The 22,176-nt window shown below is 64.9% G+C and carries 19 protein-coding genes; 10 read left to right on the plus strand and 9 right to left on the minus strand.

Features of this window, described 5'->3' with window-relative positions; translation table 11 throughout:
- Positions 1-8 precede the first annotated feature (8 nt).
- The 5 genes from recB to I6L48_RS02150 all read right to left on the minus strand — a co-directional run bounded on the left by recB (position 9) and on the right by I6L48_RS02150 (position 8,737).
- On the minus strand, positions 9-3,623 hold the full coding sequence (recB, locus tag I6L48_RS02130) for an exodeoxyribonuclease V subunit beta (protein WP_216987732.1): 3,615 nt from the start codon (positions 3,621-3,623) through the stop codon (positions 9-11).
- Positions 3,623-6,979, minus strand: a complete 3,357-nt coding sequence (gene recC / locus I6L48_RS02135) for an exodeoxyribonuclease V subunit gamma (RefSeq protein ID WP_216987733.1) — start codon at positions 6,977-6,979, stop codon at positions 3,623-3,625. Before recC ends, recB begins: the two co-directional genes overlap by 1 nt.
- A gap of 232 nt (positions 6,980-7,211) precedes the next feature.
- Positions 7,212-7,604, minus strand: a complete 393-nt coding sequence (locus tag I6L48_RS02140) for a DoxX family protein (protein ID WP_043154976.1) — start codon at positions 7,602-7,604, stop codon at positions 7,212-7,214.
- A gap of 83 nt (positions 7,605-7,687) precedes the next feature.
- Positions 7,688-8,374 (minus strand): pirin family protein, encoded by a 687-nt coding sequence (locus I6L48_RS02145; protein WP_010675910.1) that lies wholly within the window; start codon positions 8,372-8,374, stop codon positions 7,688-7,690.
- A gap of 30 nt (positions 8,375-8,404) precedes the next feature.
- Entirely contained in the window at positions 8,405-8,737 is a 333-nt protein-coding gene (locus I6L48_RS02150; protein ID WP_216987734.1) for a hypothetical protein, read from the minus strand.
- A gap of 257 nt (positions 8,738-8,994) precedes the next feature.
- Here I6L48_RS02150 and I6L48_RS02155 point away from each other — a divergent pair, with 257 nt between their 5' ends.
- Together I6L48_RS02155 and I6L48_RS02160 are read left to right on the plus strand one after the other, a co-directional pair.
- Complete coding sequence (locus I6L48_RS02155) at positions 8,995-9,909, plus strand: LysR family transcriptional regulator (RefSeq protein WP_010675912.1); 915 nt, start codon at positions 8,995-8,997, stop codon at positions 9,907-9,909.
- Between the two features lie 443 nt (positions 9,910-10,352).
- The gene (locus I6L48_RS02160) at positions 10,353-11,117 is read left to right on the plus strand and encodes a helix-turn-helix transcriptional regulator (RefSeq protein ID WP_010675913.1); all 765 of its coding nucleotides are present in this window, start codon (positions 10,353-10,355) and stop codon (positions 11,115-11,117) included.
- A 46-nt stretch (positions 11,118-11,163) separates the two neighbouring features.
- On the opposite strand, the gene I6L48_RS02165 is transcribed toward I6L48_RS02160, so the two are convergent.
- Positions 11,164-11,976, minus strand: a complete 813-nt coding sequence (locus tag I6L48_RS02165) for a UTRA domain-containing protein (RefSeq protein WP_216987735.1) — start codon at positions 11,974-11,976, stop codon at positions 11,164-11,166.
- Positions 11,977-12,159: 183 nt separating this feature from the next.
- On the opposite strand from I6L48_RS02165, the gene I6L48_RS02170 reads away from it, so the two are divergent.
- The 6 genes from I6L48_RS02170 to I6L48_RS02195 all read left to right on the plus strand — a co-directional run bounded on the left by I6L48_RS02170 (position 12,160) and on the right by I6L48_RS02195 (position 17,454).
- Positions 12,160-13,206 (plus strand): ABC transporter substrate-binding protein, encoded by a 1,047-nt coding sequence (locus I6L48_RS02170; RefSeq protein ID WP_010675915.1) that lies wholly within the window; start codon positions 12,160-12,162, stop codon positions 13,204-13,206.
- Between the two features lie 10 nt (positions 13,207-13,216).
- Entirely contained in the window at positions 13,217-14,050 is an 834-nt protein-coding gene (locus I6L48_RS02175) for an alkaline phosphatase family protein (protein WP_216987736.1), read from the plus strand.
- Positions 14,050-14,946, plus strand: a complete 897-nt coding sequence (locus tag I6L48_RS02180) for an ABC transporter permease subunit (RefSeq protein ID WP_216987737.1) — start codon at positions 14,050-14,052, stop codon at positions 14,944-14,946. The genes I6L48_RS02175 and I6L48_RS02180 overlap by 1 nt, the downstream gene beginning before the upstream one ends.
- Entirely contained in the window at positions 14,939-15,715 is a 777-nt protein-coding gene (locus tag I6L48_RS02185) for an ABC transporter permease (protein ID WP_039040132.1), read from the plus strand. The genes I6L48_RS02180 and I6L48_RS02185 overlap by 8 nt, the downstream gene beginning before the upstream one ends.
- 6 nt (positions 15,716-15,721) lie before the next feature.
- The gene (locus I6L48_RS02190) at positions 15,722-16,729 is read left to right on the plus strand and encodes an ABC transporter ATP-binding protein (protein WP_216987738.1); all 1,008 of its coding nucleotides are present in this window, start codon (positions 15,722-15,724) and stop codon (positions 16,727-16,729) included.
- Positions 16,730-16,794: 65 nt separating this feature from the next.
- Positions 16,795-17,454, plus strand: a complete 660-nt coding sequence (locus tag I6L48_RS02195) for an HAD family phosphatase (RefSeq protein ID WP_010675920.1) — start codon at positions 16,795-16,797, stop codon at positions 17,452-17,454.
- Between the two features lie 23 nt (positions 17,455-17,477).
- Here I6L48_RS02195 and I6L48_RS02200 read toward each other — a convergent pair whose 3' ends face one another.
- The gene (locus I6L48_RS02200) at positions 17,478-19,082 is read right to left on the minus strand and encodes a sensor domain-containing diguanylate cyclase (RefSeq protein WP_216987739.1); all 1,605 of its coding nucleotides are present in this window, start codon (positions 19,080-19,082) and stop codon (positions 17,478-17,480) included.
- A gap of 110 nt (positions 19,083-19,192) precedes the next feature.
- Here I6L48_RS02200 and I6L48_RS02205 point away from each other — a divergent pair, with 110 nt between their 5' ends.
- Together I6L48_RS02205 and I6L48_RS02210 are read left to right on the plus strand one after the other, a co-directional pair.
- Complete coding sequence (locus tag I6L48_RS02205) at positions 19,193-19,633, plus strand: DUF2214 family protein (protein ID WP_029314852.1); 441 nt, start codon at positions 19,193-19,195, stop codon at positions 19,631-19,633.
- A 109-nt stretch (positions 19,634-19,742) separates the two neighbouring features.
- Positions 19,743-20,642 (plus strand): DMT family transporter, encoded by a 900-nt coding sequence (locus I6L48_RS02210; RefSeq protein WP_216987740.1) that lies wholly within the window; start codon positions 19,743-19,745, stop codon positions 20,640-20,642.
- 69 nt (positions 20,643-20,711) lie between these two features.
- On the opposite strand, the gene I6L48_RS02215 is transcribed toward I6L48_RS02210, so the two are convergent.
- Together I6L48_RS02215 and I6L48_RS02220 are read right to left on the minus strand one after the other, a co-directional pair.
- The gene (locus I6L48_RS02215) at positions 20,712-21,569 is read right to left on the minus strand and encodes a GyrI-like domain-containing protein (protein WP_216987741.1); all 858 of its coding nucleotides are present in this window, start codon (positions 21,567-21,569) and stop codon (positions 20,712-20,714) included.
- Positions 21,566-22,054, minus strand: coding sequence for a GNAT family N-acetyltransferase (locus I6L48_RS02220; RefSeq protein WP_010675925.1), 489 nt, complete (start codon positions 22,052-22,054; stop codon positions 21,566-21,568). Before I6L48_RS02220 ends, I6L48_RS02215 begins: the two co-directional genes overlap by 4 nt.
- Positions 22,055-22,176 lie beyond the last annotated feature (122 nt).

Consider the following 22,176-nt stretch of genomic DNA (forward strand, 5'->3'; position numbering starts at 1 on the left):
CTCGCCCCTCATGCCTCTGCCTTGTTCGATTTTTCTAAACGATGATCGTCAGACGTCACACCTTTACTAAACAACTCGTCCAGCCCCAGCACCAGTTCCCGGCTGGGCCTGGCATGGAAAATGCCCCCCTGGGGCATGCCGCGCAGGAAGAGATAGAAGACCCCGCCAAAATGCCGGTCGAAATCGTAGCCCGGCAGCCGCAAGGCGAGCAGCCGGTGCAGGGCCAGCGAATAGAGCTGGTATTGCAGATCGTAGCGATGCTCGACCATGGCCCGCTCCAGGGCCGGGCGGCCGTAATCGGCGGGGCTCATGCCAAGGTGGTTCGATTTGTAGTCGAGCAGATACCAGCGCCCCTGCCACTCGAACACCAGGTCGATGAAGCCCTTGAGCATCCCCTGCACGGTGGCAAAACCGAGCGGCTTGCCGCCCCGCGACAGGGGGTCGTGCTGCTGGCAGAGTGCGGTCAGCGCCGGTGCCGTCACCCGCCCCATGGGCAGGAAGAACTCCAGCTCCACCTGTTTGCGCTCGGGGGCCAGATCCCGCAGCCGCACCGGATCCCCAAGGCCGGTCTCAAGGGGAGTATCCAGCACCGCCTCCACCTGCTGTTGCAGCACGGGGGCCCAGCCTTCGTCGAACCCCTCCTGGGTCAGCAGGGCGGCGATGTGCTGTGCCAGCGACTCGCCCCCCGCATGCTCGAAGTCGATGGTCTCGAACAGACTGTGGAGCAGGGTGCCGGGACGCGCCCCCTTGGGGAAGGTGAAGATGGAAGGGGCGGGCGCCTCCTCTTCCTGCACGGTGACGGCTGCCTCGGTGGCCACCTCGTCGTCGAAGCCGGGGTTGGCCAGCACCCCCTTGCCGTGGCCGTTGCCCTGGGCCGCGAGCCCGGAGTAGGAGCTGATCCACCAGTCCCGCTCAAGCTGCCCCTGGAACGTGCGCACGGTGGGCTCCCCCGGCTTCTCCGCCTCGGCGGGCAGCGGGGCCGGGCGGGTGAGCGAGGGCTCACCGACGGCCACCCCCGGCAGGGCCTGGGCCAGGTCGGTGAGGGCGGTCGCCAGTGTCCCGGCGTCCCCCTCCTCCCCCTTTTGCAGCAGGTAGCCGATGGCGGTGCGGTGCAGGTCGGTCTTCTCCGACTTGCCCGCCCCGGAGCGCACCGGCGCCAGCCCGAGCCAGGTGGCATAGACCCCCCGGGTCAGGGCCACGTAGAGCAGGCGCAAGTCTTCGGCGAGGCGCTCCTTGTCGGCCTCGGCCAGGGACTCCTCGGCGCCGGTGAGATCGAGCACGGTGCGATTGCCCGCCTCCCCCGTTTCGTGGAACAGGGGGGTGTCGGCGGCGCGGTGGCTGCAAATGAACGGCAGGAAGACCAGCGGGTACTCCAGCCCCTTGGATTTGTGGATGGTGACGATCTGCACCAGCTTGCGCTCGGACTCCAGGCGAAGTATCTGCTCCCCGTCCTGGCCGTTGGGCTGGCTCACCGCCTCCCCGAGCCAGCGCAGCAGGGCGTACTCCCCGTCCAGCTCGCCGCTCGCCTGTTGCAGCAGCTCGCCGAGATGGAGGAAGTTGGTCAGCCGCCGCTCCCCGTAGGGGCTCGCCAGCAAGGAGGCGGCGAGGTTGCGCCCGTGCATCAGGGCCCGCAGCATGGCCAGCACCCCGTGGCGATGCCAGACCGCGCGGTATCCCATGAACTCCTGCACCGCGCTCTCCCAGGCCCGCTCGTCCGAGGCCAGCGCGTCCAGGGCCCTGGCATCGAGATCGAACAGGCCGGTGGCGAGCGCCGCCCTAAGGCTTCGCTCATCGCTCGGGTTCTGGCAGGCATGCAGGATCAGCAGGATCTCCCGCGCCTCCACCTGGGCCAGCACGCTCTCGCGGTTCGACAGATAGACGGAAGCGATGGCAAGGCGTGCCAGCTCCTGCTGCACCAGCTTGCCCTCGGCGCCGGTGCGCACCAGCACGGCGATATCCCCGGCCCTGACCGGCTCGCTGCCGAGCATCGCCTTGCCCTCCCGGGCCAGCGTGAGCAGGCGATGGATCTCCGCCGCCGTGGCGCGGGCCATCCTGCTCTGGTACTCCCCCTTGTTGAAGGTGGGCTGACCGGTGAGCTGCCAGCAGTGCAGCACGGGGGCGGTCTGCCCCTCGATCAGCAGTGCCCGGCTCTTGCCCTGCGCCTCCACCGGCAGGAAGGGGATGTCCGCCTCGTAGATGAAGGGATCCTTCGCCCGCTCGAACAGGCCGTTGACCGCCGCCACCAGGGCGCGGCTTGAGCGCCAGTTGCGCCCGAGGGTGTAGTGGGCGCTCACATTTCGCCGCGCCTGGATGTAGGTAAAGATGTCGGCGCCACGAAAGCCGTAGATGGCCTGCTTGGGGTCGCCGATCATCAGGAGCGCCGTGTCCTGGTGACCGCCGTAAAGGCGATGGAAGATGCGGTACTGCTGGGGGTCGGTATCCTGGAATTCATCGATCATGGCGACCCGGTAGGTGGCGCGGATGCGCTCGCACAGCCGCTCCCCCAGGCCCGAGCCGAGCGCCCCGTCGAGATCCCGCAGCAGATCGTCGAAGGAGAGCTGATGGGCCTGGCGCTTGCTCTCCTGCATTCGGCTGCGCACCACCCTGGCCGCCCGCTGCAAGACGAGATCCCGGATGCCGGGTCGGCTCGCCAGCAGGGCGTCTATCTCGCCAAAGAGCGGCAGGGTGGGCACCGCTCCCCCCTTCTTGAGGTTCTCCTCCAGCGCCTGCTGGCCGAAGCGCTCCAGCTCCTTGGGCAGGACGTAGCCGCTGGTCTCGTCCTGCGCCCAGTCGCCAATCTTGGCAAGCCAGCCCTCATAGTTCTTGCCGGTGTAACGGCTGATCTGCCCCTCGGTCTGGCTGCGGATCTCGTCCGTCTGCGCCAGCCACCCGGCTTTCACCGCCCCGATGCGGGCCATGGCGACGCTATGCCGCGCCGCCAGGGTCTCGTCCCCCGCCACCGGGCGGATCTCCAGCTCGTCATTGTCGAGCCAGCTCCCCATCTCCCGCAGCAGGGCGGCGGGGCTCGGCCAGAGCCTTCGCACCGCCCGGGCCAGGGGCTGATCCACCGGATAGAACTCGGCGCGCCAGTAGTCACTCACCGCCTGCAGCCGGAGCCGGCTGTCGTCGGTCAAAAATTCGGTTTCAAAGAGGGCGCCCGACTCGAAGGCGTTCTGCCTGAGCATCCGCTGGCAGAAGCCGTGGATGGTGAAGACCGCGGCCTCGTCCATCTGCCGCTCGGCGGCCAGCAGGCGACGGGCCGCCAGATCGTGATCCTCCACCTCCACCAGCAGTTGGGCCAGCAGGGTATCCGTGCTGTGACCGCGCATAAAGGCGAGGCGCGCCTCGTGGATGCGGGCGCGGATCCGCCCCCTCAGTTCGGCGGTGGCCGCCTCGGTAAAGGTCACCACCAGGATCTCGGTCACCGACAGGGGCCGCTCGTGGGCACAGGGCTGACCGGCGTCTCCCCCCTCCTCGCCTGCTTGTTCGATAACCGGGCCGTGGCCCAGCAAGAGGCGCAGATAGAGGCCCGCGATGGTATAGGTCTTGCCGGTCCCGGCGGAGGCCTCGATCAGCCGCTCGCCATAGAGGGGAAAACGCAGGGGATTGAGCGGGTTAGCCATTATTGCAACTCCTCCAGCGCCTGATGGAGCGGGGTCAGGTGTTCACGGGCCAACCCCTGCAACTGGGCCAGCACCTCGTCATCGAGTTCCGGGAAGCAGCGGGCGACATAGACGTCCTGCCCCTCTCCCGTCACCATGTAGCCGCCGTTGAAGCGGGCAAGCGCCGCCTTGTCGGCCTCCTCCGGCTTTGCCGGATCCTTCTCGATCGCCTTGAGCCACTCCCAGGCGGTGCTCGGGAAGAAGGGCAGCGGCCGCTTCATTCCCTGGGTCCAGAGGGCCACCAGGGCCGCCAACCTGGGCCGCGCCTCGTCCACCGCAAGCCTTGGCAGCCGCAGACTCTGTTTGGCATCGAACAGCAGGGTGTCGCCGGGGGCGCTGCTCAATGAGAGGCAAAGGTGCTGGATCCAGGCCAGCAGCAGATCCTTGCCGTTGAAGCTGCCGGGTTTGACCACCAGCGCTCGTCCCTTCTGGGTGTCTATCCAGCCCTGGAGCTGCCCCTGGGCCAGGGCGATGTCGATCTCCACCGCCTGTCTGTCCCCCGTCCAGGGGCGCAGCCGCGCCGCCAGCTTGCCCATCTCGCCGTCGATCTCCTCCAGCAGCAGGCTGCCGAACCACCCTTGCGGCAACAGGCCGGAGAGTTGCAGCCGGTGGCGACGGGCCTCGCTCTCCCCTTCGGTCAGATGGGCATCCAGCAGCAGCGCCTTGAGCTGATAGTGCTGCAGGCCGTCCAGCTCGAAGGGCTCGCTGTCTTCGATGGTCGCCTCCTCCAGCTCGAACCATACCTTGAGGCGGCGGTTGAGGAAGTACCTGGCGGGCTGGCGATAGAAGCGCAGCAGCTCCGCCAGCTCCAGCCCCTGCTCCCTGCCCCACTCCGCAGGCAGGGGCAGATCGCCGCTCTGGAAGTTGGCGGCCCCCCGCTCCGGGCTCAGGGCCGGCAGCCAGTCGGCGGCATAGGTGAAGAGACCGGAGCCGGGTTCGGGGTAAAAGTAGGCCGGGCTGTAGGGGGTGAGGGGGTGCGCCACGATCAGGTGTTCGAGCAGCCGCTGGCCCGAGGTGTCGTCGTCGAGATCTTCATCCCCCGCCAGCACGAAGCCCTGGCGCACGTAGTCGATGAGCTCCGCCAGCAGCACGGAGGGCACCTTCTCGCTGTTGTCCTGGGCGCTGAACCCCTGATAGCTGATGTAGAGCCCCTGCTGGGCACTGAGGAGCGCCTCGAGGAAGAGGTAGCGGTCGTCATCCCGGCGGGATCGGTCCCCGCGCCGCGAGGCCACCGCCATCAGATCGAAGCCCATGGGGGGCAGGGTGCGCGGGTAGACGCCGTCGTTCATGCCGAGCAGGCAGACCTGGCGGAAGGGGATGGAGCGCATCGGCATCAGGGTGCAGAAGTTGACCTGACCGGCGAGGAAGCGCTGGCTGGAGCGGGACTCCCCCAGCACGCTGCCGAGGTAGTCCTGCAAGAGGTCGGCACTGATGGCCTGTTCGAAGCGGGCCTCGCCGAGCTGGGCCTGCCAGTCGGTGAGCTGGCTGCGAATGAGCTGGAGCTGGCGCTCTTCATCCTCGTCGGCGAGATAGAAGCGCTCCAGCAGCGCCAGCAGGCAGGCGTGCCATTCGGCCAGCGGCTGCGCCTGTTGCAGCCTGGGCAGAAACTCCGCCAGGGAGTCGACGAACCAGGCGAGCTTGCCGAGGATCAGCCCCTGCTGACCCTCGATGTCCGCATAGGGCAGGATCCCCGCCACCGGCTCCCCGTCCCCCATGGCAAAGCCCAGCAGCATGCGCCGCAGGCCGAACAGCCAACTGTTGCCGGACAGACGCGGCAGCGCGAAGCGCTCGGGATAGTCGTCATCCAGCCCCCAGCGGATGCCGGTCTCCTGCACCCAGCGCCGCAGCACGTTGAACTCGTCGTCGTCCAGCTCGAAGCGGCGCAGCACGGCGGGCACCTCCAGGATGGCGAGCAGCTCCCCCGCCCCGAAGCGGGCGTTCGGCAGCCTGAGCAGGGCGAGGAAACTTTGCAGCAGCGGGCTCTCCTGGCTCGCCGCCCGATCGGAGATCGCAAAGGGGATCTGGCCGCGGGCCCCGCTCCGCCCCTTGCCGGCCTCCTTGCCAAAGACGGCCTGGATGTAGGGGCCGTAGCTGTTGACGTCCGGCATCATCACCACCACGTCTTTGGGGGTGAGGGTGGGATCCTGCTCGAACAGGGCCAGCAGCCGGTCGTGCAGCACCTCGAGCTCCCGCATGGGGCCGTGGCAGGCGTGGATCTGCAGGGTGCCGTCATCCAGGCTGACAGGGCTCTTGTGGTGGCTGGCATCGAGATTGAACTCGCCGGCCCCCCGTTCCGCCAGCTCCAGCACGTCTTTCTGGATGGCCCGCAGCAAGGTGACCTTGCCCTCATCGTCGCGATCCTCGATGTCGACGAAGGCCTCGATCTGCGGCACCTCCAGCTCCATCAGCTGGTGCAGGTAGTCGCGCCCCAGCTTGCCCATGGAGGCGAGCAAGGGGTTGGCGGGGCCCTGCAGGGTCTCGAGATCCGTGCCGGGCTTGAGCTTGTTTTCGAGGCGCGCCAGGGTCTTGCGATCGAGCAAGTCCCCCCAGTAGTAGCGGCAGGGGTTGGTCACAAACAGGTGTACCTCCACCTCGGGGCGGCTGCCGAGGGCCAGCAGGGCCTCCACATAGCGGGGCGGCAGGGCCGAGATGCCAAACACGAAGACCCGTTGCGGCAGCCTGCCCGGCAGATCACGGGTGCGCTCCAGCTCGTGGATGAAGGCCTCGTAGAGGTTGGCGCGGTGGTAACCGCTGGGGCTGAGGGCCAGGGTGCGGGCCACCAGCTCGCGCCAGAGCTCGGGCTGCCAATCCTGACCGCTCACTCCGGCCAGCTCCTGGCTCAATCCTTCCCCCTCTTCCCAGCGGGCGATCCAGTCCGGTCGGTAGACCAGATACTGGTCGAACAGATCCGCCACCTTCTGGCAGAGCTGCCAGAGCCGCACCTGCTCCGGCGCCGCCCCGTCACTGCCCCCCAGATAGGCCGCGAGGGGCGCAAAGGCGGGTCTGCCGAGCAGGGTGGGCAGAATGGTCATCAGGTGCCAACTCATGGCCCCCTTGTTGTAGGGGCTCTGGCGCGGCACGTCCGCCAGCACCCGGGTGAACATCTCCCAGATGAAACTCGCGGGCAGGGGAAAGTCGATGTTGGCGGCGATGCCGAACGCCTTGGCCAGCTCCAGCTTGAGCCACTGGGCCATGCCGGGACTCTGCACCAGGATCTGCTCCCGATCGAAGGGGTGGGAGAGCGGAGCCTGCCGGATGCGGCTCACCAGCAGCTCTTTGAGCAGATCCAGCTGATTGGAGTGGTAGAGGGTAAACATGGACGACTCCCGCCAATTTCATGAAGAGGGGGTGCGCGGGGGGACACTCTCTGGCATTCCCGTCACGGCACGCGAATCGGGATTGTCGGGGATCGGGGGATAAGATGCAAAAGGCACTTGTCGCGTCCGGACTGCGCGCCGTCACACCGATGACATCCCCGGAGAGCGGGCACAAAAAAGCCGGTGCAGGGCACCGGCCAAAAGGCGTTGGAAAACTTGAAACGTCAGGGTATTACCAGTGCTTGCCGAGGCGGGCATCCAGGCTGAAAGCCCCTGCACCGGCCGCCGCCAGGGCCAGGAAACCACCGGCCACGGAGACGTTCTTCATGAACATCAGCATCTGCATCTGCTCGGCAGGCTGATAGTGGAAGATGAAGGCGGCCATAAGGGTGAAACCGGCCAGCAACACGGAGAGGCTGCGGGTAAACAGGCCCAGCACGATGGCGAGACCGCCACCCAGCTCCAGCAGGATCACCAGGGGCAGCATGAACCCGGGCACGCCCATGGCTTCCATGTAACCCTGGGTACCGGCGTAACCGCCGATCTTGCCCCAGCCAGCCATCACGAACATCAGCGCCAGCAGTACACGACCCACCAGCAGTGCCACATCTTTCATCTTGTCCATCGTCATATTCCTTTGCTTACCATCATGGTATTTACAGTGTAAAAGCTAATTGTTAACTCATTCATTTCGCCAAGATTTTTCTATCAAGGCAGGTCAAACAGCAGGGCTTCACTCCCCCTGGAGGCGGTGAGCACCCAGCTCGACTCGTCGCGGCTGAGCAGCCCGTCGCCGGGTCGGGCAGCCAGACCGTTGCCGGTCAGCTCCCCTGAAATCATGTGCAGGTAACCATGACGCCCTTGCAGTGCCCACTCCAGGGTCTCCCCTTCTGCGAGCTGCAGCCGCCATACGCGGGCCTGCTGGCGGATCCTGAAGGATCCCGCCTCGCCGTCCGGTGACGCCACCAGCGTCATCCCGGGCTTGTTTTCAATCTTCTTCTGCTGATAACCCGGGGTCGTGCCGTGTTCATTCGGCTCGATCCAGATTTGCAACAGGGAGAGCGGCTCGGTCTGCGAGGGGTTGTACTCGCTGTGCCGGATGCCGGACCCTGCGCTCATCAGCTGGAAATCCCCCGCCGGGATCTGCTCGGCGTGGCCGAGGCTGTCCTTGTGCTCTATGGTGCCTTGCAGCACGCAGGTGAGGATCTCCATGTTGGCGTGAGGGTGGGTCGCGAAACCGCCACCCGGCGCCACCCGATCCTGATTGATGACCCGCAGGGCAGAGTGTCCCATCCATTCCGGGTCATAGTAGTGACCGAAGGAGAAGCTGTGACGGGCATCCAGCCAGCCAAAGTTGGCCTTGCCCCGTGCTTCTGCGGCTCTCAATTTCATCATGGTGTGCTCCTCACTGACCAAGTTGGTTCATTAACGCTGGCGACCGTCACCCAGACCGAAGGGGATGCGGTAGCTGCTGCTTTCGTTGCCCAGGCTCACCGTCAGCTTGCCCTGGGTGCGGCTCGGGATGGCGACCTGCTGGGTGCCCATCAGGTTGGCGTGGACGGAAGCCAGCAGATCACCGGACTCGTCGCGCACCTCCAGCATGGGGTTGGCCTTGCCGTCCATCGCGGCGGTGGCGCTCCAGTTGACGAACAGCACGCCCGGGGCGGCATTGAAGTCAGCGGGAACGGCAGCCTGGGCGGCACCTGCGGTCATCAGGCCTGCAACGGCCAGCATCTTGATTACGTTTTTCATGTTCATTCACTCTCTTGGGTTTTATGTCATTGCCAAGGCCCCTTGGGCCCGAATCAATGCATCCATGCAAGAGATCATTCAAATACTATGTTGTTCTTTTGCTGACATCAGACATCGTGTTTGAGGATGTCTCAGCCCGGAACTACCTTTTATTTGGCTGCCAGGCGTTCCTGCCTAAGCGTTGATTGAATATTAAAGTGACTTCCCCTAAGTTGTTAGCGAGATAATCTGGTAAACACATTCAAAAAAATTGAAGGTTGGATATGGCCAAGGAATCGAACAAGGAGCGGGCGCTGACCCTGGAGGCGATCCGGGTGCTGGACGCCATCGACCGCCGTGGCAGCTTCGCGGCGGCGGCCGACGAGCTGGGCAAGGTGCCTTCGGCGCTGAGCTACACGGTACAAAAGCTGGAAGACGAGCTGGACGCCATGCTGTTCGACCGCAGCGGCCACAGGACCAAGTTCACCCCGGCGGGCCGCATGCTGCTGGAGCGGGGCCGGGTGCTGCTGGAGGCGGCCGAGCACCTGGTGGGGGAGACCCGGGCCCTCTCCCGTGGCTGGGAGACCGACATCACCATCGCCGTCGATGCCTTGATGCCGGTACAGGCTCTCTACCCCCTGGTGGATCGGCTGGCCGAACAGACCGATACCCGGCTGAGGTTTCGCGCCGAGGTGCTGGCGGGCAGTTGGGAGTGCCTCGAGGATGGCCGCGCCGACCTGCTCATCTCCTCCCTCAATGCCGATATCGCCATGACCGGCATCAAGCACCAGGTGCTCAGGGAGGAGGTGATGCTCTACGTCGCCCATCCCGATCACCCCCTGCATCAGGAACCCGAGCCCCTGGCGGACGAGACCCTGCGCCGCTATCGCGCCATCGCGGTGGCCGACACGGCACTGCGCAAGCCGGTGCTCACCTACCGCCTGCTCGACAAGCAGCCGCGCCTGACCGTCAGCACCATGGGGGAGAAGCGGGACGCCCTGCTGGCGGGGCTCGGCATCGGCACCATGCCGCAACGCTGGATTGAGGAGGACATCAAGGCGGGCAGACTCAAGGTGATCAGTCCCGAATATCGCCACCAGATCCAGGTCGTGCTGGCCTGGCGGCGGGACACCATGGGCAAGGCCAAGAGCTGGCTGGTGCGGGAGATCCCCAAGCTGTTTGCCGGTCAGGGGGAATAAAGGACTGCCTTCCGGGGTCGGTGGCGCAGGAAGTACCAAAACTGCGCCCCATTCTTGACGACGGGCTCAGATTCGGAGAAAAGAAAAAAAGCGGACCTCTTGCGAGTTCCGCTCAATGCCAGGAAAGAATAAAACCTTGCGGTTAAAAAAACCCTTAAATTGGAAGCAAACAATCGTTTTCTCAACCAGGAAGGTATTGAATCCGATTCGTGTTGAATTATGTGCGATGTAATATGCATCACCAGCAAAATGTTGAAAGGTTGAAGGATATGCACCACCGAGTGTCACTTTCTGCCACCTTGCACCACAACTGGTCAGGCCATTTCCGCCATTATCACCGGGTTACCCTCCTCTGGTTTTTCTAGGTGTCAAAATTTGAGCCCGATACAGACAAACCACTCAATTTCTGACACGACTAAAAATGCAGATAAAGGAATAGTTGCATGACCTACAGCCAGACACTGGCCAATCACATCCTCGACACCCTGAAGAAAACCCTGACTGACAAGGGGATCCGCTATCAGACCCTGGCAGAAGCCATGGGGGTTTCCATCGCCACCGTGAAGCGCATGATGAACAAGCCCTCCCTGCCGTTCGACACCCTGCTGGAGATCTGCCATCTGGTGGGACTCTCCTTCGAAGAGCTGCTGGACCGGACCCAGGATGCCCAGAGCCGCCGGGCCGTCTTTACCCAGGAGCAGGACGAGGCGTTTCACAAGGAGCCGGGGCTCTATGCCTTCCTCGCCAACATCTTCTGGCGCGACAAGACCCTCATCGATCTCAAGCGGGAGTACGGCCTGACCGATGCCTCCTGCTACCTCTATCTGCGCAAGCTGGAGAAGCTCGGCATCCTGCAGCTTGGCATCGACAACAGCTACCACTTCCTCATCAGCGAGCGCATCAGCTTCGAGCAGCACAGCCGTTTCGCCCGCCAGCAGGCGCGCCAGGCCATGTCGGTGCTGGGGGACTATCTGGTGGAGAACATGCACAGGCCCAACAACTACATGGCGCTGTGCCAGCTCCATCTGGGGGAGAGCGAGGCCATGGCGCTGATCGATCGCATGAAGGAGTACTGGCATCAGGAGCTCAAGCTCAACCGCCCCGCCATCGGCCAGCGGGAGGGCAGCAAGACCTACACCATGTCGCTGCAACTGGCGGACTGCGGCTACCAGAGCTTCGACGATCTGATCCCCAACATCGACAACTGATCCCGGTGGATCCTGCGGGATCCGCCATGTCAGCGCCAGAACGCCGCTACTCTGCCAGTTGCACCTGCCGCGCGCCGGTGGCGAGCGGTTGCAGTGCCCGGGTATCCAGGCAGATGCGGATGGCGTCCGGTCGCCAGTGCTCGATGTCGCAATCCACCAGCTTCCCCTCCTCGTCATGATTGACCCGCACCAACCGCAGCACGGCACTCCCCTGGGCCAGGTTGAGGGCGCGGGCTATCTCTCCCCGGGCCGCCGACGGGGTGATCTCGAGGCTCGCCCAGCCCTGGCCTATGCCATAGCGCTGCCGGTAGAGTTCGGTGAGGGAGCTGGCCAGAGGAGCGCTGGCGATGCCGGGGAAGCGGCTCGCCAGCAGGTGATGGCTGACGTGCAGCACGGGGCGACCGTCGATCAGCCGCTGGCGGCGGATCTCGTAGAGCGGCGTAAAGGGTTCCAGACCCATCCAGCGGCACAACTCGCTGCTGGCAAGCTGGTTGCCATGGGCCAGCACCCGGGTCTCGGCGGTGCGCTGCTGCTCGCCAATCCACTGGTGAAAGTGGGTGTGGATGGCGGGATCGTAGGTGAGGCGAGGCGGCGCCACGAACCAGCCGCGCCGCTCGGCCCGGTAGATGAGGCCGTCCGCCTCGAGGCTGGAGAGCGCCTCCTTGATGGTGATGCGGGTGGTGGCGAAGCGCTCGCTCAGCGCCCGTTCGGCGGGCAGCTGCTGCCCCGCCGCCAGGTGTCCGCTACCGATATAGCGGCGCAGGGTCCGGCAAATCTGTTCGCACTTGGAGGGTGTGCGGCCATTGGCCATCCCCTGTTCACTCAATCGCTCTGTCACTGTCACATCCCTGTCGGTCATTCGGATTTGCACACCACTGGAGTAGACCAGAGGTTGTCGACCCCGAGTTGTAACCGCCCCTGATGACAGCGCCATGACAGGGCGATTGTCACGAAACTGCCATCAAAGCGCCCCGCCACCGTCATAATTCCCCTCTAGCATCCCTCTCGAACCTTAACTGACCTAGTCCAGAGGGATGGGATGATGAAAAGCGTGATCGCAAGTGCACTGGCCCTGGTGGCCATCAGTCAACCGCTGTTTGCCGCCGAGAACATCGCGGATCTCGAAAAAGCCGCCCGCGGTGAGGGCCAGCTCCAGAGCGTCGGCATGCCGGACAGCTGGGCCAATTGGAAGGATACCTGGCAGCAGCTCGGCAGCATCTACGGCATCAAGCATCAGGATACCGACATGAGCTCCGCCCAGGAGATCGCCAAGTTCGCCGCCGAGAAGGCCAACGCCACCGCCGACATCGGCGACGTGGGCGGCGCCTTCGGCCCGGTGGCGGTCAAGCAGGGGGTCACCCAGCCCTACAAGCCCTCCACCTGGGCCGACATTCCCAACTGGGCCAAGGATGCGGACGGCCACTGGATGCTGGCCTATACCGGCACCATCGCCTTCCTGATCAACAAGGATCTGGTCAAGGCCGCCCCTACCAGCTGGCAATCCCTGCTGGGTGGCGACTACAAGGTGACCCTGGGTGACGTGGGCGTCGCCTCCCAGGCCAACAACGGCGTGCTGGCGGCGGCCTATGCCACCGGCGGCAGCGAGAAGAATCTGAAACCAGCCCTGGATCTGTTCGGCAAGCTGGCCAAGCAGGGCCGTCTGTCGCTGAACGACCCGACCATCGCCAACATCGAGAAAGGCGAAGTGGAAGTGGGGGTGCTGTGGGACTTCAACGCCCTCAACTACCGCGACCAGATCGACCCCAAGAAGTTTGATGTGGTGATCCCGAGCGACGGCTCCGTCATCGCCGGCTACACCACCATCATCAACAAGTGGGCCAAGAACCCCAACGCCGCCAAGCTGGCGCGGGAATACATCCTCTCCGATGCAGGTCAAATCAACCTGGCCCGTGGCTACGCCCGCCCCATTCGCAGCAACGTGACCCTGCCGGATGACGTCAAGGCCAAGCTGCTGCCGGCCGAGCAGTACGCCAACGCCAAGCCGGTGCAGGATCACGCCGCCTGGGAGCAGAGCTCCAAGGCCCTGCCGCGCCAGTGGCAGGAAACCGTCATGATCAACATGCAGTAAGGAGCGGCCAGTGCAACACAAGGTGATAGTGGTACTTGTGGATGGCCTGGCAGCAGAGGTAGCCCATTGCATGGGCTACCTCTGTGGCATGGTGGAGGCAGAGCGCGGCCTGCATACGACCCTGAGTGCCGCCCTGCCCTCCCTCTCCCGCCCTCTCTACGAGTGCATCCTGACCGGCGTGCCGCCGGTGGCGAGCGGCATCACCCACAACGGGGTGAATCGCCTGAGCCAACACGACTCCATCTTCCATCTGGCCCGGGCCGCGGGTAAACGCACCGCAGCGGCGGCCTACTACTGGGTGAGCGAGCTTTACAACAAGAGCCCCTGGCTGGCGGCCCGCGATCGCTTTACCCACGACGAGCAGCTGCCCATCCAGCACGGTTGCTTCTACTGGGATGACAACTACCCCGACAGCCATCTGCTGATGGATGGCGAGTGGCTGCGCAGCCAGTACGACCCCGATTTTCTGCTGATCCACCCCATGGGAGTGGACGATGCGGGCCACCAGTTTGGCCTCGATTCCCGTCAGTACCGCAATCAGGCGCGCCGCATGGACAGCCTCTTGGCCGACCTGCTGCCCCAGTGGCTGGCAGAGGGGTATCAGGTGGTGATCACCTCGGATCACGGCATGAACAACGACCTGAGCCACGGCGGCACCCTGCCAGAAGAGCGCACTGTGCCGCTCTGGCTGTTTGGCGATGCCTTCGTCGAGCGCTGGCCGGATGGGGTAGTGATCGCCCAGACCCAGCTCTGCGCCCTGATGGCGGATCTGCTGGGAGTTCCCCACGACAAGCCGGCAGCCCCCCCGCTGCTCAAGGCGGCCTTTATGCTCGAGGTGCACTGATGATGCCTGCCACCACCGAGATCCTCGCGGATCAACAGGTGAAGCCACGCCGGGAGCGCCGCCACTGGCTGCCGGTCCTGGTGCTGCTGCCCTTTGTCCTCTTGATGATCCTGTTCCAGCTCGCCCCCATGGTGTGGGTGCTGGTGGGCAGCGTCCAGACCCCCGATGGCTGGGGTCTCGACCACTACCGGGAGATTTTGAGCTCCCCCTTCTATCTGCAATCCTTCGGCAACTCGTTGCGCATTGCCGGCATCGCCAGCCTGGCGGGGCTCGCCATCGGCACCCTCGGGGCCGCGGCCCTGCGCCACAGCGGCGAGCGGGTCAAGCGGGTGCTGCTGGCCTTCGTCACCATGACCGGCAACTTCAGCGGCGTGCCGCTGGCGTTCGCCTTCATCATCGTGCTCGGCATCAACGGTGCAGTGACCCTGTTGCTCAAATCCTGGGGCCTCATCGACGGCTTCAACCTCTATTCGGGCAGCGGCCTTATCCTGATTTACACCTACTTCCAGATCCCGCTCGCCCTGCTGCTGCTCTACCCGGCGTTCGATGCGCTGCAGGATGAGTGGCCGCAAGCGGCCGCGCTGCTCGGCGCGAGCAAGGGGCAGTATGTCTGGCACGTGGCGCTGCCGGTGCTGACTCCAGCCCTGCTCGGCACCCTGATCATCCTGTTTGCCAACGCGGTGGGGGCCTATGCCTCAGCCTACGCACTCACCACCGGCAACTTCAATCTGGTGACCATCCGGGTGGCCAGTCTGGTCTCCGGCGACATCTTCCTTGAGCCGAATCTCGCGGCGGCGCTGGCGGTGATCCTGATGGTGCTGCTGGGGGTGGTGACGGCCGCCAACCAGTGGCTGCTGAAAAAGAGCTATGTGAACAGGGGGCAATCCCATGCATGATTTGACGCCGCGCTGGCCCAGATGGGTGCTGGGGGCGCTGGTCGCCACCCTGTTGCTCCCGCTGCTGGCTACCTTTCTCTACTCCATCTCCACCCGCTGGGGGGCGACCCTGCTGCCGGACGGCTTCACCCTCGACTGGTATCTCAAACTCTGGGGTGACCCGCGCTTTCTGGCGGCCTTTGGCCGCAGCCTCCTGGTCTGTTTCGCCACCCTGCTGCTGGGGACCCTGGTACTAGTGCCCACCGTGCTGGTGGTGGCCTACTACTTCCCCAGGCTGGATCCCTGGATGAACCTCTTGATCCTGCTCCCCTTCGCGGTGCCACCCGTGGTCTCTTCGGTGGGGCTGTTGCAGATCTACGCTGACGGCGTGCTGCCGATTATCGGCACGCCGTGGATCCTCATCGGCACCTGGTTCACCGTGGTGCTCCCCTTCATGTACCGGGCGCTGGCCAACAGCCTGCAAGGGGTGCCGCTGAAGGATCTGATGGATGCCGCTCACCTGCTGGGGGCGAGCAGTGCCCGCGCCTTCCTGCTGGTGGTGATCCCCTGCCTGCGCAAGGGGCTGCTGGCGGCGCTGTTTCTCTCCCTCTCCTTCCTGCTCGGGGAGTTCGTGTTTGCCAACATGCTGGTGGGCACCCGTTACGAGACCCTGCAGGTCTACCTCTACAACATGCGTGCCACCTCGGGCCACTTCACCAGCGCACTGGTGATGAGCTACTTCCTGCTGACCCTGCTGCTCACCTGGGCGGCCAACAGATTTCATCGGTGAATCAACATGTTCCATCTAGAAGTGAATCAACTGCACAAATCCTACGGCGACACCAAGGTGTTCGAGGGAATTGAATTCGGCATCCGCAAGGGGGAGCTGGTGACCCTGCTCGGCCCCTCCGGCTGCGGCAAATCCACCCTGCTGCGGGCGCTGGCCGGGCTCACCCCGGTGGATGGCGGTCAGGTGCGGGTAGCCGGTGAGGAGATCACCTGGCAGGCACCCCAGAAGCGGGGCATCGGCATGGTGTTCCAGAGCTATGCGCTCTTCCCCAATATGACGGTGTGGGACAACGTCGCCTTCGGCCTCAAGATGAAGCCCCAGCCGGGGCGGGATCTCGCCGCCAGCGTACAGGAGGCGCTAGAGCTGGTGGAGCTGACCGGCTTCGAGCGCCGCTATCCGGGCGAACTCTCCGGCGGCCAGCGCCAGCGAGTGGCCCTGGCCCGGGCCCTGGTGGTGCAGCCGCGGATCCTGCTGCTGGATGAGCCGCTCTCGGCGCTGGATGCCCGCATCCGCCGCAGCCTGCGCCAGCAGATCCGCGAGATCCAGCAGCGCCTCGAGCTCACCACCATCTTCGTGACCCACGATCAGGAGGAGGCGCTGACCCTGTCGGATCGGATCTTCCTGATGAACAAGGGGTCCATCGTCCAGAGCGGCACACCGGAGCAGATCTACACCCGCCCCGCCAGCGAGTTCGTGGCGGGCTTTATCGGCAACTACAACCTGCTGGGTGGCGAGCAGGCCAAATCCCTGTTCGGCCCGCGCTTTCGCGGCAAGCTGGCGCTGCGGCCGGAGTCCATCACCCTGCTGCCCGCCGGGGCGGTCAGCCACGAGCCCAGCCTGCCCGGCATCGTTCGCCAGCAGCAGCTGCTCGGCAACGTCATCCGCTATCAGGTGGAGTGCGAGGCGGGGCTGTTGACGGTGGATTGCCTCAACCGCCGTGCCGGCGATCTGCTGCCGGTGGGCAGCGCCGTGACCCTGGTGGTGGCCCGGGATCAACTCTGTGAGGTAGCATAACGCCATGAATCCCATTCATTTTTTAGCCAGTACCCCGATGCTGGCAGCCAACCCGAGGAGCAGCCATGGCCCTGGCACTGTTTGATCTGGACGAGACCCTGATAGCGGGGGATTCCGCCAGCCTCTGGCTGGAGTACATGGTGGCCCAGGAGCTGGCCCCGGCGGGCATGGTGGCCGAGGAGCAGGCCATGATGTCCCTCTACCATCAGGGCAAGATGGACATGCACCAGTACATGGCCTTCACCCTGCAACCGCTGGCAGGCAGGACGCGCCAGTGGCTCGACTCCCTCTGCACCCGCTTTGCCGAACAGGTGCTGCGGGAGCGCCTCTACCCCGAGGGGCTGGCCCGCATCGAGTGGCACCGCCAGCGTGGCGACGAGCTGGTGCTCATCTCCGCCTCCGGCGAGCATCTGGTGGCCCCCATGGCGCAGATGCTGGGGATGGATCACTGCGTGGCCATCCTGCTCGACGAGGAAGCCGGCATGCTGACCGGCCAGACCCGCGGCACCCTGAGTTTTCGCGAAGGCAAGGTGGCCCGCATCAACCAGCTCTTTGCCGGAAAGGAACACCTCTGGCAGGAGAGCTTCGGCTACAGCGATTCCCACAACGATCTGCCCATGCTGCAGGCGGTGAGCCATCCCCATGCGGTCAATCCGGCCCCCGCCCTGCGCCAGTGCGCCGAGGAGCTGGGCTGGCCCCTCTGGACCTGGCAGTTGCACCCTTGATCCGCGCAATGAAGAAGAGGCCCTCAGGCCTCTTCTTTGCTCAACATGCCATCCCCTGAGGGCGAGTCGTCCCGGGGAGCCAGGGGATCCACCATGTAGATGCGATTCTTGCCGTCACCCTTGGCGCGATAGACCTCGGCATCGACCATGGTCAGCAGGCTCCTGGCCCCAAGCCCGGGGGCACTCGCCACCAGGCCGCCGCTGAAGGTGATCCCAAGACCGGGTTCACGCCAGTGCAGGGAGGCCACCCCAATCCTGTACTGCTCCAGCAGCATCTGGCAGAAGTGGATGTCCGGATTGGCGAACAGCACCACCAGCTCTTCCCCGCCATAGCGGCATACCCAGCCATGATCCCCCAGCAGCTTGGCGCCAAAGCTGGCCACCCGCTTGAGCACCACGTCCCCGGTCTGGTGACCATAGGTGTCATTGATCCGCTTGAAACCGTCCAGATCGATCATGGCCAGGCAGAAGCTGTCCTGATCGAGCAGCAGCCGATTCAACCGCTCGTCGAAGAAGCGCCGGTTGTAAAGGCCGGTCAGCTTGTCGAGGTTCGCCTGCTGGCGCACCTCGTGATAATCCTTGCTCACCTCCGCCAGCTCGGCATAGACGTGCCTGAGCTCGCGCATCCCCCCCTGGTGCACCTCGTCAGGCTGGGTCCGGCTGGCCCGGATCACGGTGGAGATCTCGTCCAGCATCCGCCTGAAATAACGGGACCAGATCAGTGCCAGCACCATGTAGAGCACGCTGGCCAGCAGGATGATCCCGAGCACGTTGAGGGAGGCGCTCGCCACCACCGCCTGGATGCTGGAGGCGGGCAACACGCTGATCAGCACCCAGTTGTGGTCCGGCAGACGGCTGTAGGCCACGAACTGGCGAGACGACTGATCCAGGAAGATGCCGTCCTCCCCGCTGAAGCGGGAGAGCCAGGTCGGGTGCGTCATGGGCTTGAGCAGTTGTGAGGGATCGGGGTGGGCCAGCACCTTGCCCGACTGGTTGACGATCATCTGGTAGCCGCTGTTCCACTGCCGGTTCAGCTGGGCGGAGAAGGGGGCCAGGATGGCATCCACCGCGAAGACCCCCCGCACCTTGCCCTCCTTGTCGGTGATGGCCCGCGCCAGGGCGATCACCAGCGTGCCGTTGGTGTAGTCGTAGTAGGGTTCGGTCCAGACCATCTTGCCCACATGCTGGCTGGCCAGCTGATACCAGGGGCGCACCCTGGGATCGAAGTCCGCATCCGCCTGCCATTCGGGGTAGATCAGCATCTGGCGCTCGGCGGTGCCCACATAGATGTAGATGAGATCCGCCATCACCCCCTTGTAGAGACGCCACTCCCTGAGATAGGAGTCGGTGTTGCGCAGACGGGGGCCGCTGATGTCCTCCACCTTGACCTGGTCGTAGATGAGGGAGAACTGACGCTCCATCTCGTTCAGGTAGGGCTCGATGAAGACGTGGCGCAACTGGTGATTGGTGGCGAGCAGGCGCTGTTGCAGCTCTCGCTGCAGGCTGCGCTCCATGTGCAGGTAGTAGATGGCGCCCAGCATCAGGACGGGAATGAAGAGCAGAAGCAGGCCCAGGCGCATCCGTGCCACCAGGGACCAGGTCTTTTTGGAGACTGCTCGCTTATCCAACCCTGACTCCATGCTATCCCCTGACATCGTGTAGTGTCAGAATATCAGCCCCACCTGATGGCGTCCAAAGGGAAGCGCATCAGGTGGCCAACGAGAAGGAACTGGCCTGGATGTTGAAACCGGAACTGCTGACTGCCCTCCATTACTGCGCCGTGATCACCCTGACCGGTGCCATCACCTCGGAGTATTTCCTGTTCCGGCGCGGCATGTCCATCGAGCAGGTGCGCAAGCTGCTGCTGGCTGACAGCCTGGCCGCCCTGGCCCTGCTGCTCATCTTCATCACGGGAGTGCTGCTGGTGGTCGCCCATCCCCAGCCACCGGCCATCCTGTTTGCCAATCCGGGTTACCGCACCAAGCTGCTGATGTTCTTCGCCATGGCCATCAGCTTTGGCTACCCCAGCCGGCTGTTCCACCACTGGCGCCGATCCTTGCGCCAGGGACGGGCTCCCCTTGTCTCCACCCAGCAGCAGTTCTGGGTGATCTGGATCCTTAGGGGCAACCTGCTGCTGCTCGCCCTGCTGCCCCTGCTCGCCAAGCTGGCCAGCCGCTGATCCTGCCCTCGCCCGGCAACAAATGGCTGACGACAAACGCCCCTTCTCGCAGGTATCGTAATGGCGGGGCCCGAGTGCCGCCGAGACTCTTTCTCAGGGATGATTCCGTATGCGTTCAAACATGATGTTATTGATGGCCGCCGCCATCTGGGGGCTGGGCTTCGTCGCCCAGCGTCTGGGGATGGATCACATGGGGCCCTTCACCTTCAACGGTCTGCGCTTCCTGCTGGGCGCCCTCTCCCTGCTGCTGCTCTTGTGGTGGCTCAAGTCACGCCAGCCACCCCAGCCTGCCGGTGATCACCGCCTGCTGCTGACCGGGGGCCTCATCGCCGGCACCGTGCTCTTCTCCGCCGCCTCCCTGCAACAGGTGGGGCTGCTCTACACCACGGCCGCCAAGGCGGGCTTCATCACCGGTCTCTACATCATCCTGGTCCCCGTCATCGGCCTGGCCCTGCGCCACAAGACCGGGGCCAACACCTGGATTGGCGCCCTCATCGCCATGGCCGGGCTCTACTACCTCAGCGTCACCGAGGAGTTCACCATCGGCTACGGCGATCTGCTGCAAGTGATCGGGGCCCTGTTCTGGGCCGTGCACCTGCTGGTGCTGGATCACTACTCGAACCGGGTCGCCCCCATTCGTCTTGCCGGGGTGCAGTTCGTGGTGTGCGGCCTGCTCAGCCTGGCCACGGCCTTCGTCATCGAGACCCCGACGGCGAGTGGTGCCGTCGCGGGCTGGCAGGCGCTGCTCTACGCCGGTCTGGTCTCGGTCGGCATCGGCTATACCCTGCAGGTGGTGGGGCAGCGCGGTGCCCATCCGGCCCATGCCGCCATCATCCTCAGCCTGGAGACGGTGTTCGCCGCCATCGGCGGTGTCCTGCTGCTGGGGGAACATCTGGACGAACGGGCCGTGGTCGGCTGCGCCCTGATGCTGGCGGGGATGCTCATCTCCCAGATCCGCCTGCGCTGGTGGTGGAAGTCCCGCCGCAACAAGGTGCCCAGCCAGCCCTGATATCTGCGGTGGTCATTGACCCCAAATAAAACGAGGCGCCCTTGGGCGCCTCGTTTTATTGCCGCCTGCCTAGCGCACGCTGGAGCAGAAGCTCACGTCATCCCGCAGGGGGTCATTGCTCACGCTGTGATAGAGCTCGAAGCAGGGGCCGTCCCCAAAGGCGAGGCCGGCCGCGACGATATCGCCGATGTGCTCCTGCCAGCGCTCCCCGTACTGGCTGCGATCCGTGATGAGATAGCGGGACTGGGCGTAGCGCCCGGCGGGGATGAGCTGAATTTCCACCTCCCCCGCCCCCAGGGTGCCCACCGGTACGCTGATGCCGATGTCGGTGCGGCACTGGGCCGGCGGCGTCACCTCGGGGTTGTCGTGGTAGATGAAGATCCACTCTCCTCCTTCCAGGCCACGGGGCGCGGCCCACTGGTGAAGGCGATGGCAGACGGCGTCATACCCTTCGCCATAGGGGCCGGTCACGCGGATATAGGCCAGGGTGCGGGCGTCCATCTCGACGGTGTTCATGGTGTTGCTCCTTGCTGATGAGTGGCCTTCAGCATAAGGGAGTGCCCCTTGCCATGCGTGTCCTTCCTTGCGATCCAGGTGTCCGTTCTTGCCCTTGTCGCGGCGAAACTCCCCCGGGGTGCAACCATAGTGACGACGAAACGCCTTGGCGAAAGCCTGGGAGCTGCCAAGCCCCGCCCCCAGAGCGATGGCGGTGACGCTGGCATCGGTGTAGCAGAGCTGCCAGGCCGCCCGCTGCATCCGCAGGCGGCGGCACATCTCGCCGGGGGCCTCCCCCACCACGGCGGTGAACACCCGGTGGAAATGGTAGAGGGAGAGGCAGGCGCGACTCGCCAGCGCCTCGATGGAGAGATCAGGATCCTGCTCCAGTGCCCTCAGCACCGGCGTCAGGCGCTCGCGATAGTCGATCATCGGCGCACCCTGGCCATGTAGAGGGCATCCACCAGCACCCCATGACGCAGGCCGTAATCCCGGGCAACGCCCTCCTCCACGAAGCCCGCCTTGCGATAGAGGGCCAGGGCCGCCTGGTTGTCGGCCCAGACCGTCAGCTCCACCCGCGTCAAGCCGAGCCAGTTGTCCGCCAGATCCAGCGCAGCCTGCATCAGGGCGGTGCCCACCCCGCGCCCGGCCCAGTCATCGTGTACCGCCATGCCGATGCTCGCCACGTGGCGGCGGCGGGGGGCCGGCTCCACCATCAGGACCAGCGCGCCCGCCACCTCCCCCTCCCACTCCGCCAGCAGGCTGTAGATGCCATCCCGCGGGGTCAGCTTCTGCTCCCACTGCTGCAGGGAGGGGAAGGGAAGTTGCAGGGTGCCCGCCTGGGCATGGGGCATGGCGTGAAGATCCCGCAGGGCGGCGGCATCTTCCGGCCCGGCGCGGCGAATGGTGATGGACATGAGACCTCCTGATTGGCTGAATCCCATCTTGCCGCAAGGCTGGCGTCTGTTTCCACCCCCATCAGCGAAACCAATCAAAGGGTTAGGCACACTCCATTGGAGCCGCTCCCCCACTTCCCCTA

The sequence above is a fragment of the Aeromonas sp. FDAARGOS 1418 genome (genome assembly GCF_019048585.1).
Classification (GTDB): domain Bacteria; phylum Pseudomonadota; class Gammaproteobacteria; order Enterobacterales; family Aeromonadaceae; genus Aeromonas; species Aeromonas caviae.

Excerpts from the sequence above, each read along its gene's own strand:
- recB (WP_216987732.1), bottom strand. The coding sequence starts at position 3,623 with ATGGCTAACCCGCTCAATCCCCTGCGTTTTCCCCTCTATGGCGAGCGG.
- recC (WP_216987733.1), bottom strand. The coding sequence starts at position 6,979 with ATGTTTACCCTCTACCACTCCAATCAGCTGGATCTGCTCAAAGAGCTG.
- I6L48_RS02140 (WP_043154976.1), bottom strand. The coding sequence starts at position 7,604 with ATGGACAAGATGAAAGATGTGGCACTGCTGGTGGGTCGTGTACTGCTG.
- I6L48_RS02145 (WP_010675910.1), bottom strand. The coding sequence starts at position 8,374 with ATGATGAAATTGAGAGCCGCAGAAGCACGGGGCAAGGCCAACTTTGGC.
- I6L48_RS02150 (WP_216987734.1), bottom strand. The coding sequence starts at position 8,737 with ATGAACATGAAAAACGTAATCAAGATGCTGGCCGTTGCAGGCCTGATG.
- I6L48_RS02155 (WP_010675912.1), top strand. The coding sequence starts at position 8,995 with ATGGCCAAGGAATCGAACAAGGAGCGGGCGCTGACCCTGGAGGCGATC.
- I6L48_RS02160 (WP_010675913.1), top strand. The coding sequence starts at position 10,353 with ATGACCTACAGCCAGACACTGGCCAATCACATCCTCGACACCCTGAAG.
- I6L48_RS02165 (WP_216987735.1), bottom strand. The coding sequence starts at position 11,976 with ATGACCGACAGGGATGTGACAGTGACAGAGCGATTGAGTGAACAGGGG.
- I6L48_RS02170 (WP_010675915.1), top strand. The coding sequence starts at position 12,160 with ATGAAAAGCGTGATCGCAAGTGCACTGGCCCTGGTGGCCATCAGTCAA.
- I6L48_RS02180 (WP_216987737.1), top strand. The coding sequence starts at position 14,050 with ATGATGCCTGCCACCACCGAGATCCTCGCGGATCAACAGGTGAAGCCA.
- I6L48_RS02185 (WP_039040132.1), top strand. The coding sequence starts at position 14,939 with ATGCATGATTTGACGCCGCGCTGGCCCAGATGGGTGCTGGGGGCGCTG.
- I6L48_RS02190 (WP_216987738.1), top strand. The coding sequence starts at position 15,722 with ATGTTCCATCTAGAAGTGAATCAACTGCACAAATCCTACGGCGACACC.
- I6L48_RS02195 (WP_010675920.1), top strand. The coding sequence starts at position 16,795 with ATGGCCCTGGCACTGTTTGATCTGGACGAGACCCTGATAGCGGGGGAT.
- I6L48_RS02205 (WP_029314852.1), top strand. The coding sequence starts at position 19,193 with ATGTTGAAACCGGAACTGCTGACTGCCCTCCATTACTGCGCCGTGATC.
- I6L48_RS02210 (WP_216987740.1), top strand. The coding sequence starts at position 19,743 with ATGCGTTCAAACATGATGTTATTGATGGCCGCCGCCATCTGGGGGCTG.
- I6L48_RS02215 (WP_216987741.1), bottom strand. The coding sequence starts at position 21,569 with ATGATCGACTATCGCGAGCGCCTGACGCCGGTGCTGAGGGCACTGGAG.
- I6L48_RS02220 (WP_010675925.1), bottom strand. The coding sequence starts at position 22,054 with ATGTCCATCACCATTCGCCGCGCCGGGCCGGAAGATGCCGCCGCCCTG.